Below are 12,173 nucleotides of genomic sequence, written 5' to 3'. Positions count from 1 at the left end.
GCTTTTACTTCTGGATGCGTTTGCCCTGCGCGTCGATCACGGCTTCGCCGTCTTCCTTGCTGAAGGCGCCTTGCTGCCGGGACGGCAGGATGTCCAGAACCAGTTCCGAGGGGCGGCACAGGCGCGCGCCCAGCGGCGTCGAGACGAAGGGGCGGTTCAGCAGGATGGGATGCTGTTCGATGGCGTCGAGCAGCGCGTCGTCGGAGAGCGTGGCGTCGCCCAGGCCCAGTTCCTGATAGGGCGTGCCCTTCTCGCGCAAGGCGTCGCGCACGCTGATGCCGGCCTGCTTGAACAGGGCCTTCAGCGTGGCGCGCGACGGCGGCGTTTCCAGGTACAGCACCACGTCGGGTTCGATGCCCGCGTTGCGGATCATCGCCAGGGTATTGCGGGAGGTGCCGCATTTGGGGTTGTGATAGATGGTTACGTCGGACATGGGGGCTCCTCTTTCCGGTGAATCGACTGGCAAGGCAATGAGCATAGTGCATCCGCGCGCGGGCTTCAGGCGCGCAGCTTTTTCCCCAGGCGCCGCCAGCCTACGACCACGCCGGTGAGGCTGAGCGCCGCGCCGCCCAGGCTCAGGAAGATCAGCAGGGCGTCCCAGAGCGGGCGGCGGGCCAGCAGGCCGGTCCAGTCCCAGCTGTGCAGGAAGGCGAACAGCCAGCGGCTGGCGCGCGTGCCGCGATCCTGCCGCGCCAGGATCTGCCCCGTCGCCGGGTCCAGGTAGACCCAGGTGGCTTGCGGATCGTCGTAGACCAGCCGCCACGCCGGCAGCGGCTTTTCGACGTGCCCGAGCATCGCGTGTTCGTCGCGGGCGTAGTAATAAAAGTCGTAGCGGTCCAGCGTCTCGGCGCTGGCGAGCCGGGCGCCGGGCACCAGCCGCGCCGCGGCTTCGCGCAGCGCCGCCGGGTCGTAGGCATGGGGCCGCGCGTCGTGGGCCGACAGCACCCGGGGGGCGCCCGCGGCGGCGCGCGCCAGCACCACGTCCTGGCCGTCCGCGCGCGCCCAGCGCAGTTCGCGGGGCGCGCCGGGCAGGGCCGCGATCAGCTCCCCGGGCGCGGCCAGCGGCGCCTTGCCCGGCGCGCCGGCATAGGCCGCCTGGGCCAGCGGCGGCGCGCCGCTGCTGAACAGCTTCCACGGGTTCATCGACATCAGCCCGCTGAAGATCCAGGTGATGGTGATGGCGGCGAACAGCAGGCCGCTGAGATGATGCCAGCGCATCATGTTCTCGCGATAGGGCGAGCGGCTGCCGCTGGCGTAGGGACGCGAGAAGCGCCAGCGCAGGATCCCGATCACGGTGCCCGTCAGCGCCAGCACCACGCCGGCCACCGACAGCCACACCACGATGTCGTGCCACCAGCCATCCAGCGCATTGCCGCGAAACGGATACAGCCAGTGGATCCAGGCGCCCGCGTAGTTCCAGCCGCGCTCCAGGCGCGTGGCGTCCAACACCACCATGCCCGTGGCGGACGAGATGTAGAGCCGCGTGCCCGCGGGGTCGTCCAGGTCCACGCGGTGCAGCGGCCGGTCGGGGCCGAGCGCGCGCGAATGGGTGAAGACGTCCTCGTCCACCTCGCCCTGATAGCGCGCGCCATACTGTCCGCCGGACCAGGCTTGGGCGGTCGCCAGCGCGGTCGCGGCATCGGCGGCGGGCAGGAGGGCGCCGCTCGCGGCGTCCACCACCCGGGGCGCCCGCCGCGCCTCGCCGGGCACCAGATAGACCGGCGCGCCGCCGCGGGCGGCGACCAGGCTCAGTCCGGCGGCGTCTTTCGCGCCCGCCGCGGCCAGCGCCTGCGCCGGCGTCACCGCGATGGCCGCCGGGTCCAGCGGCGGCAGGTGCGCCAGCCGTTCCTGGGGCGTGAGCTTGGGATAGCCCACGTACATCATCACCACGCCGGAGATGAACCACATGGCGAAGAACAGGCACAGCACGATGCCCGCCCAGCGGTGGATCAGGTACAGCCACCGCTTGGCGCGCGCCGCCAGCGGCGGTCCGGCGGAACGCCGGGACGAGGAAGCAAGGGTCGTGTTCATGGCGGTCTGTCCTGGCGAACCGATCAGAAGCGGGCCTGCAAGGTGAGCTCGACCGAGCGCGGGGCGCCCAGGTAATACATGGTCGGCGTGGCGTTCGCGGCGTAGACCTTGTCGGTCAGGTTGCGCACGCGCGCCGTCAGGCTGAGATTGCGGTTGATCCGATGTGACAGGGCCGCGTCGAACACGGTGTAGGACGGCGTCCAGACGGTGTTGGCGGCGTCCGCGTACATGCGGCCCACGTAGCGCGCCGCCATGCTGGCGGTCCAGTCGGGCAGGAACGCGTAGTCCAGCCACAGGTTGGCGAGCCGGCGCGGGGTGTTGGTGGGCACGTTGCCGTTGCGCGAGACCGCCACGCCGCCCACCGATTGCGAGAAGTCGTCGTACTGAGGGTCGACGAAGGCGACGTTGCCCTGCAGGGAGAGCTGCGACGTCAGCTGCAGCCCGCCGGCCAGCTCGATGCCGCGCGCCGACTGCGCGCCCACGGGCACGCTGACGCCGGGATTGTCCGGGTCCGAGGTGGCCATGTTCTTGCGCTTGATCTCGTAGACCGCCACCGTGGCCGAGCCGCGGCCATCCCAGAAATTGAACTTGCCACCCACCTCGGCCTGCCTGCCGGTGGTGAGCTTGTCGTTGTTCAGCACGTCGGCGAAGGAGGCGGTGGCCAGGATGCCCGAGGGAGGATCCGCCGCGGTGGCGTATTGGGCGTACAGCGAGGCCTCGGGGCTCAGTTCCCAGTTCACGCCCAGTCGCCCGGTCAACGGCGAGTAGCTGCGTTGCGCGCTGGCGGGCGAGGCCGCGGTGACGGCGCGGCGGTTGGTCAGGTCCAGGTCGATGAAATCCTTGCGCAGCGCCGACACGATGGCCACGCCGGGCAGGATGGTGCTGCGGTTTTCCATCGTCAGCGCCAGCGTGCGGATGCGGTTGTCGCGGTCGGCGACGTGGCCGCGCTTCATGCCGGGGATATCGTAGAAGTCGCCGGGCGAGAAGTCGTAGGGGTCCACCGCGTCCACCTGGGCGGGCAGGCTGGTGGGATAGCGCGTGATCTTGTTCTGGCTGATGTCGACGCCGAAGGACCAGTCGCTGGGCAGGCCGGCCAGGGTGGACCGGTAGAGGCCTTCCACCCGATTGCCGATCAGGCTTTGCTCATGGCGCTGCAGCAGGGCGCCGGAACGCAGCACCAGGCTGTTGCCGGCGTTCAGGCGGTAGCTTTCGAGGTTGCGGTAGTCGCGTTCGGCGCGGTAGTAGTACAGCGTGTTCTTGAACGTCAGCTGGGGGCCGGCGCGCCATTCCGTCAGGGAACGGGCCCACAGCACGGACTGCTCGTACAGGCCGTCGTTGACGTTGTAGTTCTTGAACCGGGTGCCGTCCAGGATGCGGCCCGTGCCTTGCACGACGCCGTTGGCGTCCGTTTTCAACGGCGTGCCCCAGTAGGGGCGGTCCACCTGTTCGCGCTGGTATTCGAAGGCGAAAGTCTGGGTCACGTCGGCGCCCAGGTCGGACAGCAGCGAGGCGGCGATCTGGCTGGCGCGGGAATGGTTGCCGTCGACCCAGCCGTGGCTGGATCCGGTATTGGCGTCCAGGCGCAGATAGTGGCCGCGGCCGCCCGGCTCGCCCGCCAGTTGCTGGTTCAGGCCTACCGACAGCTGGCGGCTGTCGAACGAGCCCAGCCGCAGTTGGCCGTCGTAGAAGGTGTCGCGCTCGGGCAGCTTGGTGACGTAGTTGATGGCGCCGCCGACCGCGCCCGCGCCGAACAGGAAGGTGGAGGGTCCGCCTATCGCTTCGACCCGGTCGTAGATCCAGCTGTCCACCGGCCGCGCGGCGATGGAGTCGTATTGCACGGAAATGCCGTTGAAGAGCTGCGACACCTGGCCGCCGGAGAAGCCGCGGTAGCTGACCGCGCCGGCGTTGCCCGGCGGCGAGGCATTGTCCACGCCCGGAATGCCGCGGGCGATCTCCTGCGTGTTGAGCGAGCCGCGCGCCTCGATCTGTTCGCGCGAGATCACGGTGACGCTGGCGGGCGTTTCGCGCAGGGTCAGGCCCAGGCGGCTGCCGGTGCTGTCGCGCGTGTCCAGGTTGATGGGGCCGTTGGGGGCGGGGTCTTCGTGGGCGGCGCCGTGCACGGTGGTGGGCGCCAGGGTCTGCACGGCGGGGGCCAGGGGCTGCGCCTGGGCGGCGCCGGTGGCGAGCGCGGCCAGCAGCAGGGGATAGGGGGTGGTTTTTTTCATGTCTGGAACCGGTGGTCCGGCCCGGACGCCCGGCTCCCCTCCCGAGGGCGGGCGGGGGCGATGGGCCATCCGGACCTGAATGACGGCACGCCGGCGGCCGCGCACGGGGGCGCGGACGCAAGCTGCGGCGGAAAGGCGGACGGACGCGCAGAGGCGCCGGATCAGGCCGCGGGCGGCGCGCGCGGCTGGGCCGCGCTCCAGGCATGAAGGGGATGCGCCGCCAGGAAGAACAGCGGCGGATACGTGATGGCGCGCCCGACGGGGGAGGGCACGACGGGAATGGACGCGGGCAGGATGCCCACGTCGGCGTTGGGGTTGCGGCAGAGCGGGCAGTGGTGGCTGTCGCCGTGATCGTCCGCCTGGGCGCCCTCATTGCCGCTGCCCGGCACCTCCAGGGTCAGGGAGGCCTGCCCCGCGCCTTCGCTGGTGCAGAAGTCCACGCTGATGCGGTGGGCATTGTGGCCGGCCGGAGCCAGGCTCAGCGCATGGGCCAGCGACGGCGCCAACGACGCCCACAGAATCGCGACGAGCGCGATCCACAGGGCGGGGCGGGTCAGGAAGGCAGCGGAGCACATGGCGCCCGATTATATCGGAGCAGATCCCCCGTCCGTCTATACCGACAGGTGGCGGCGCACGTCCTCCCCGTCGATGTCGGCGCGGCCGCCGCGGGCCACCACCTCGCCCCGCGACAGCACCACGAACTGGTCCGCCAGTTCCCGGGCGAAATCGAAATACTGTTCGCAGAGCAGGATGGCGATGTCGCCGCGCTGCCGCAGCATGTGGATGACGCGGGCGATGTCCTTGATGATGGACGGCTGGATGCCCTCGGTGGGCTCGTCCAGGATGATGAGCCGGGGCTCGGCCACCAGCGCCCGCGCGATCGCCAGCTGCTGCTGTTGGCCCCCGGACAGGTCGCCGCCGCGGCGCGACAGCATGTCCGCGAGCACGGGGAACAGTTCGAACACGTCTTCCTTGATGCGTCGCGCCCGGGCCGCGGGCTTGGACGCCATGCCCATCAGGATGTTCTCCTGCACGGTCAGGCGGGCGAAGATGTCGCGGCCCTGCGGCACGTAGGCCATGCCGCGGGCGGCCCGCTGATGGGGGGCCAGCCGCGTGATGTCTTCGCCGCCCAGGGCGATCCGGCCGCGGGCAACGGGCAGCACGCCCATCAGACACTTGAGCAGCGTGGTCTTGCCCACGCCGTTGCGGCCCAGCAGCGCGAGGCATTCGCCCTGGCGCAGCGACAGCGATACGCCGCGCAGGGTATGGCTGCCGCCGTAGTATTGGTCGATCGCGTGCACGTCCAGCATCTCAGCGCCCCAGATAGACTTCGATGACGCGCGGATCGGCCTGGACCTTGCTCATGGGCCCCTCGGCCAGCACCGAGCCCTCGTGCAGCACCGTGACCTTGCCGTCTCCGGCGATCTGGTTGACGAAGTCCATGTCGTGCTCCACCACCATCAGCGAATGGCGGCCGCGCAGTTCGTTCAGCAGTTCGCCGGTGCGCTCGGTCTCGGCGTCGGTCATGCCGGCCACCGGCTCGTCCAGCAGCAGCAGCCGCGGTTCCTGCATCAGCAGCATGCCGATCTCCAGCCATTGCTTCTGGCCGTGCGACAGCAGCCCCGCGGGCAGCGCCGCCTCCGGCCGCAGCCGGATCAGGTCCAGCGTTTCGCCGATCCGGTCGGCCTGCTCGCCGCTCAGGCGCGAGAACAGCGTGGGCCGCACGCGCTTGTCGGTCTTCATCGCCAGCTCCAGGTTCTCGAACACGGTGTGCTGCTCGAACACGGTGGGGCGCTGGAACTTCCTGCCGATGCCGGCATGCGCGATCTGCGCTTCGTTCAGCGTGGCGAGGTCTATGCTTTGCCCGAAGTAGGCGGTGCCGGCGCTCGGCCGCGTCTTGCCCGTGATCACGTCCATCATGGTGGTCTTGCCCGCGCCGTTGGGGCCGATGATGCAGCGCAGCTCGCCCACGCCGATGTCCAGCGTCAGGTCGTTCAGGGCCTTGAAGCCGTCGAAGCTGACCGTGATGCCTTCGAGATAGAGGATCGCGCCGTGGCTGGTGTCCAGCCCGCCGGGGCTGACCCGGCCATAGGCGGCGTCGCCGCTGGGGCCGCCGTCCAGCATGGCGGATTCGGTGTGCGTGCTGGTCATGCCTTGCCCTCCTGGAATCGCGCGGCGAGGCGGCGGGCCAGGCCGACGATGCCGGTGGGCAGGAACAGCGTCACCAGCACGAAGATGAGGCCCAGCGCGTACAGCCAGAATTCGGGCAGCACGCTGGTGAACCAGGTCTTGAGCCCGTTGACGGTGCCCGCGCCGATGATGGGGCCGATCAAGGTGCCGCGCCCGCCCGTGGCGACCCAGATCACCATTTCGATCGACGTCTCCGTGGACATCTCGCTGGGGTTGATGATGCCCACCTGCGGCACGTAGAGCGCGCCGGCGATGCCGCACAGCACGGCCGACAGCGTCCAGACGAAGAGCTTGAAGCCCAGCGGGTCGTAGCCGATGAAGCGCAGCCGGCTCTCGGCGTCGCGCACGGCGGTCAGGACCCGGCCCAGCTTGCTCTGCGTGACCGCGCGGGCCAGCACCAGCGCGCCCGCCAGCGCCGCCAGCGTGATCCAGTACAGGGCGGCGCGGGTGCCGGGCGCGGTGATGTCGAAGCCCAGGATGCGCTTGAAATCGGTGAAGCCGTTGTTGCCGCCGAAGCCGGTGTCGTTACGGAAGAACAGCAGCATCGCGGCGAAGGTCAGGGCCTGCGTGATGATCGAGAAATAGACGCCCTTGATGCGCGAACGGAAGGCGAAGTAGCCGAACACGAAGGCCAGCGCGCCCGGCACCAGCACGACCAGCAGCATGGCGTACCAGAAGTGTTCCGTGAAGGACCAGTACCAGGGGTAGGACTTCCAGTCCAGGAACACCATGAAGTCGGGCAGGTCGCTCTGGTAGACGCCGTCGCGGCCGATGGCTCGCATCAGGTACATGCCATGGGCATAGCCGCCCAGCGCGAAGAACAGGCCGTGGCCCAGCGAAAGAATGCCGGCATAGCCCCAGACGAGATCCAGCGCCAGCGCGGCCATCGCGTAGCACATGAATTTCCCCAGCAGGGCCACCGCATAGGCGGAGACGTGCAACGCGTGGCCGGGCGGGAATGCCAGGTTGAGCAGCGGCAGCAGGGCCAGCACCGCCACCGCGGCGCCCAGCGCCGCCCATACGCGGCCCCGGAACAGCGGGCGGCGGGCCAGCAGGGTCAGATCGATCGGCGCGGTCTGTCTCATTCGGCGCTCCGGCCCCGCGGGGCGAACAGGCCTTGCGGCCGCTTTTGGACGAACAGCACGATGAGCGCCAGGATGGTGATCTTGGCCATGACGGCTCCGGCGTAGGGTTCCAGGAATTTGTTGACGCCGCCCAGGCCCAGCGCGGCGATGACGGTGCCGGCCAGCTGGCCCACGCCGCCCAGCACGACCACCATGAACGAATCGACGATGTAGGCGCGCCCGAGATCGGGCCCCACGTTGCCCAGCTGGGACAGCGCCACGCCCGCCAGCCCCGCGATGCCGGAGCCCAGCCCGAAGGCCAGCATGTCCACGCGGCCGGTAGGCACGCCCACGCAGTCGGCCATGCGGCGGTTCTGCGTGATGGCGCGCACGAACAGGCCCAGGCGCGTGTGGTTCAGCAGCACCCACACGAGGAACACGACGAAGAGCGCGAAGCCGATGATCACGAGGCGGTTGTAGGTCAGCACCAGGCCGTCGAGCACGGCGATGCCGCCCGACATCCAGCTGGGATTGCCTACCTCCACGTTCTGCGCGCCGAACAGCGTGCGCACGCCCTGCATCAGGATCAGGCTGATGCCCCAGGTGGCCAGCAGCGTTTCCAGCGGCCGGCCGTAGAGCCAGCGGATGACGGTGCGCTCCAGCGCCATGCCCACCAGCGCCGTCACCACGAAGGCCAGCGGCAGCGCGGCCAGCACGTACCAGTCCGTCCAGCCCGGCAGCCAGGCGCGGAACAGCGACTGCGTCACGTAGGTCACGTAGGCGCCGATCATCAGCAGTTCGCCGTGCGCCATGTTGATGACGCCCATCAGGCCGAAGGTGATGGCCAGGCCCAGGGCCGCGAGCAGCAGGACGCTGCCCAGGCTGATGCCGTAGAACAGATTGCCGGCCCATTCGATCGTCGCCAGGTGGCGGTCGATCTGCGTGAGCGCGTGCGCCGCCGCCTCGCGCACGGCGGCGTCCGGTTCGGCGTGGACGCCATCGCGCTCCTGCGTCAACGCGGCCAGGGTGGGGCGGAAGGCGGCGTTGCGGGTGCCGCCCAGCAGTTCGACCGCGTGGCGCCGCTTGGCGGGGTCGGCGCTTTTCAATTCCAGGTTGGCCTGCGCGATGAGCAACGCGTCGCGCACGGCCTCGTTCTTTTCGGCCGCCAGCGCTTTTTCCAGCATCGGCAGGCGGGCGGGGTCGCCCGTCTGCTGCAGCCGCCGGGCCGCGTCCAGGCGTTCGTTGGGGCGCTCGGAGAACAGGCGCGAACCGGCCAGCGCGGCCTCGATGGCGCGGCGCAGGCGGTTGTTGATGCCGATGGTGCCCGCGCCCGCGGGCAGCTCGGCGGCGGCGCCGGTCGCGGGATCGGTGGCGCGCGCGCCGCCTTCGCCGATCAGCACGCGGCCGTCGGCCGCCGCGTAGAGCCGGTCGTCGCCCAGCGCCTGCAGCACCGCCGCCGCGCCGGGATCGGGCAGTTGGCCCAGCGCGGCAATCGCCCGCAGCTTGGCGTCCGTATCGTCGCCGGCCAGCGGCGCAAGCAGCGCCGGATCCACGCCGGCCGCCGGCGCCTGGGCGGCCAGCAGCGGCATGGACAGCAGCCACGCGAGAAGGATACGACGCAGGGAGTGTGCGATTGCCGCGATGCGCATGGCTGCTCCCGCCTACAGGCCTTGCTTGCTTTCGTTGCCCGGGATGTACGGACTCCAGGGCTGGGCGCGGATCGGCCCCTTGCTCTTCCACACCACGTTGAACTGGCCGTCCGCCCGGATCTCGCCGATGTAGACCGGCTTGTGCAGGTGGTGGTTGGTCTTGTCCATTTCGATGGTGTAGCCGTCGGGCGCGTTGAACTTCTGCCCGCCCATGCTGGCGATCACCTTGTCCACGTCGGTGCTCTTGGCCTGTTCCACCGCTTGCTTCCACATGTGGATGCCGATGTAGGTGGCCTCCATCGGATCGTTCGTCACGACCGTGCCCGCGTTGGGCAGGTTCTTGGCGCGGGCATAGGCCTTCCACTTCTTGATGAAGTCCTCGTTCACCGGGTTCTTGATCGATTCGAAGTAGTTCCACGCGGCCAGGTGGCCCACCAGCGGTTTGGTGTCCACGCCGCGCAGCTCCTCTTCGCCCACCGAGAAGGCCACCACGGGCACGTCGGTCGCCTTCAGGCCGGCATTGCCCAGCTCCTTGTAGAAGGGCACGTTGGAGTCGCCGTTGATGGTGGAGATGACGGCGGTCTTGCCGCCCGTGGCGAACTTCTTGATGTTGGCCACGATGGTCTGGTAGTCGGCGTGGCCGAACGGCGTGTAGACCTCGTCGATGTCGCTGTCCTTCACGCCCTTGGAATGCAGGAAGGCGCGCAGGATCTTGTTGGTGGTGCGCGGATAGACGTAATCGGTGCCCAGCAGCACGAAGCGCTTCGCGCCGCCGCCGTCTTCGCTCATCAGGTATTCCACGGCGGGAATGGCCTGCTGGTTGGGCGCCGCGCCCGTGTAGAACACGTTCTTCTCCAGTTCTTCGCCTTCGTACTGCACGGGGTAGAAGAGCAGGCCGTTCAACTCCTTGAACACGGGCAGGACGGACTTGCGCGATACCGAGGTCCAGCAGCCGAAGACCACGGCCACCTTGTCCTGGGCCAGCAACTGGCGCGATTTCTCGGCGAACAGCGGCCAGTTGGAGGCGGGGTCCACCACCACGGGTTCGAGCTTCCTGCCCAGCACGCCGCCGTTGGCGTTGATCTCGTCGATGGCCATCAGCGCGACGTCCTTGAGCGAGGTCTCCGAGATGGCCATGGTGCCCGACAGCGAATGCAGGATGCCGACCTTGATGGTGTCGCCGGCGGCGTGCACCTGGGGCATCCACCCCGTCATGGCCAACAGGCTCACGGCGGTCAATTGCTTGAGGGCTAGTCTGCGTTTCATGATGACTCCTGGATGGGAATGCGCCGGACGCGCCGGCAGGAACGATCTGAACAACACCCGACAACGCAGAACTCCAAAGCAAAACCCGTGCCAACCGCGATCGGCATCGCGACCTTCCAATAAGGGGGAGGAAATCGCGCGCCGGCAACGCGGCGGCGCGCGCGCGGCGAGCGGGTTCAAGCTGGTGCCGCGCGCACAAGATGGGTGCAAGGGCTGCCCGCTCGCGGTGCGGGCAGGCTGCCGGCGCGCGACAGGCGCGCGGCGCGAAGCGAGGGCTTGAGAGGGAGAGGCGGGCGCGGGGCCGACATGGCACGCCGATTGCTTGGGAATCCGTACTTGTATACAAGAAAGGATTCCCGCATGAATGCCTTAGCAACGCAGAAGGGCCCCGAGGGGTGGACGATCGCGCGATGGCAAGCTGCCTACCGCGACGAGGGGGCCAGGCCCGAAGCGCTGTTGGCCGCGTGGGCCGCGCCGGGCGGCGCGGCCGACAATGCCTGGATCAGCCGCGTGGACGAGGCCATGCTCGCGCGCCAGCTCGACGATCTGCAAGGGCTGCGGGACGCGGCGCGGGGCGACCTGGCGCGCCTGCCGCTGTATGGCGTGCCCTTCGCGGTCAAGGACAACATCGACGCAGCCGGCTGGCCCACCACGGCCGCCTGCCCCGAATTCGCCTATCTGCCCGGCGAGGACGCCACCGTCGTGCGCCGCCTGCGCGCGGCGGGCGCCATCCTGGTAGGCAAGACCAACCTGGATCAGTTCGCGACCGGCCTGGTCGGCACGCGTTCTCCGCATGGCGCGGTGCCCAACGCGTTCCGGCCGGAGTACGTCAGCGGCGGCTCCAGCTCCGGCTCGGCCTCGGTGGTGGCGCGCGGCCTGGCGGCGTTCTCGCTGGGCACGGACACCGCGGGCTCGGGCCGCGTGCCGGCGGGCTTCAACAATATCGTGGGCCTGAAGCCCACCCGCGGCTGGCTCAGCACCGCCGGCGTGGTGCCGGCGTGCCGCACGCTGGATTGCGTGTCGGTATTCGCGCTGACGGTGGACGACGCGGCGCTGGTGGCGCGGATCGCCGGCGGCTATGACGACGCCGATCCCTATTCGCGCGAGCAGCCGGCCGACGTCGCGCGGCCGTGGCCCGCGGCTCCCAGGCTGGCCATCCCGGCGCAACTGGAATTCTTCGGCGACGCGCAGGCGGCGGCCGCCTTCGACGACGCGGTGCGCGCCTTGCGGGAAGACGGCGCCAGCGTGGAATCGCTGGACTTCGCGCCTTTCGCCGAACTGGCCGCCTTGCTCTATCAGGGGCCGTGGGTGGCCGAGCGCTACGCCGCGGTGGAAGGCTTGCTGCGCGAGAAGCCCGACGCGATCCATCTGGTGGTGCGCGGCATCGTCGAGCAGGCCGGCCGCTACAGCGCGCTCGACGCATTCAAGGCGGAGTACCGGCGCGCCGAGCTGTCGCGGCGCATCCATCGGGCGCTGGAGGGCTACGACGCGCTGGTCGTGCCGACCTCGCCGTCGATCTACACCATCGCCGAACTCCAGGCGGATCCGGTTGCCTTGAATTCGCGGCTGGGCGTCTATACCAACTTCGCCAACCTTGCCGACCTGTCGGCGCTGGCCGTGCCGGCAGGCATGCGCGCCGACGGCCTGCCCGCCGGCATCACCCTGATCGGCCCGGCCTGGCAGGACGCCGCGCTGGCGCGCTTCGGCCGCCAGTGGCAGGCGAGCCGAGGCCTGCCGCTGGGCGCGAC

General features: G+C 69.7%; 10 protein-coding genes. 1 reads left to right on the top strand and 9 read right to left on the bottom strand.

Features of this window, described 5'->3' with window-relative positions; translation table 11 throughout:
• Positions 1–4: 4 nt before the first annotated feature.
• The 9 genes from arsC to urtA all read right to left on the bottom strand — a co-directional run bounded on the left by arsC (position 5) and on the right by urtA (position 10,425).
• On the bottom strand, positions 5–433 hold the full coding sequence (arsC, locus tag ADE01S_RS25105; protein WP_062684468.1) for an arsenate reductase (glutaredoxin): 429 nt from the start codon (positions 431–433) through the stop codon (positions 5–7).
• A 65-nt stretch (positions 434–498) separates the two neighbouring features.
• On the bottom strand, positions 499–2,031 hold the full coding sequence (locus tag ADE01S_RS25100; protein WP_062684467.1) for a PepSY domain-containing protein: 1,533 nt from the start codon (positions 2,029–2,031) through the stop codon (positions 499–501).
• Positions 2,032–2,054: 23 nt separating this feature from the next.
• Positions 2,055–4,256, bottom strand: a complete 2,202-nt coding sequence (locus tag ADE01S_RS25095) for a TonB-dependent receptor (RefSeq protein WP_062684466.1) — start codon at positions 4,254–4,256, stop codon at positions 2,055–2,057.
• A gap of 161 nt (positions 4,257–4,417) precedes the next feature.
• Positions 4,418–4,831: a DUF2946 family protein gene (locus ADE01S_RS25090; protein ID WP_062684465.1), complete on the bottom strand. Its 414-nt coding sequence runs from the start codon at positions 4,829–4,831 to the stop codon at positions 4,418–4,420.
• Positions 4,832–4,867: 36 nt separating this feature from the next.
• Positions 4,868–5,566, bottom strand: a complete 699-nt coding sequence (gene urtE / locus ADE01S_RS25085) for an urea ABC transporter ATP-binding subunit UrtE (protein WP_062684464.1) — start codon at positions 5,564–5,566, stop codon at positions 4,868–4,870.
• Between the two features lies 1 nt (position 5,567).
• Complete coding sequence (gene urtD / locus ADE01S_RS25080; RefSeq protein ID WP_062684463.1) at positions 5,568–6,407, bottom strand: urea ABC transporter ATP-binding protein UrtD; 840 nt, start codon at positions 6,405–6,407, stop codon at positions 5,568–5,570.
• Positions 6,404–7,531 (bottom strand): urea ABC transporter permease subunit UrtC, encoded by a 1,128-nt coding sequence (urtC, locus tag ADE01S_RS25075; RefSeq protein ID WP_062684462.1) that lies wholly within the window; start codon positions 7,529–7,531, stop codon positions 6,404–6,406. The genes urtD and urtC overlap by 4 nt, the downstream gene beginning before the upstream one ends.
• Positions 7,528–9,159: an urea ABC transporter permease subunit UrtB gene (urtB, locus tag ADE01S_RS25070; RefSeq protein WP_062684461.1), complete on the bottom strand. Its 1,632-nt coding sequence runs from the start codon at positions 9,157–9,159 to the stop codon at positions 7,528–7,530. Before urtB ends, urtC begins: the two co-directional genes overlap by 4 nt.
• A 12-nt stretch (positions 9,160–9,171) precedes the next feature.
• The gene (gene urtA, locus ADE01S_RS25065; RefSeq protein ID WP_062684460.1) at positions 9,172–10,425 is read right to left on the bottom strand and encodes an urea ABC transporter substrate-binding protein; all 1,254 of its coding nucleotides are present in this window, start codon (positions 10,423–10,425) and stop codon (positions 9,172–9,174) included.
• A gap of 360 nt (positions 10,426–10,785) precedes the next feature.
• On the opposite strand from urtA, the gene atzF reads away from it, so the two are divergent.
• The coding region (gene atzF, locus ADE01S_RS25060; RefSeq protein WP_062684459.1) for an allophanate hydrolase at positions 10,786–12,173 on the top strand (1,388 nt) is incomplete at its 3' end.

Origin of the sequence: Achromobacter denitrificans NBRC 15125, assembly GCF_001571365.1 — a bacterium.
GTDB classification, from domain to species: domain Bacteria; phylum Pseudomonadota; class Gammaproteobacteria; order Burkholderiales; family Burkholderiaceae_B; genus Achromobacter; species Achromobacter denitrificans.
The sequence above is the reverse complement of the archived record's forward strand: the minus strand, read 5'-3'. Positions and strand labels throughout refer to the sequence as shown.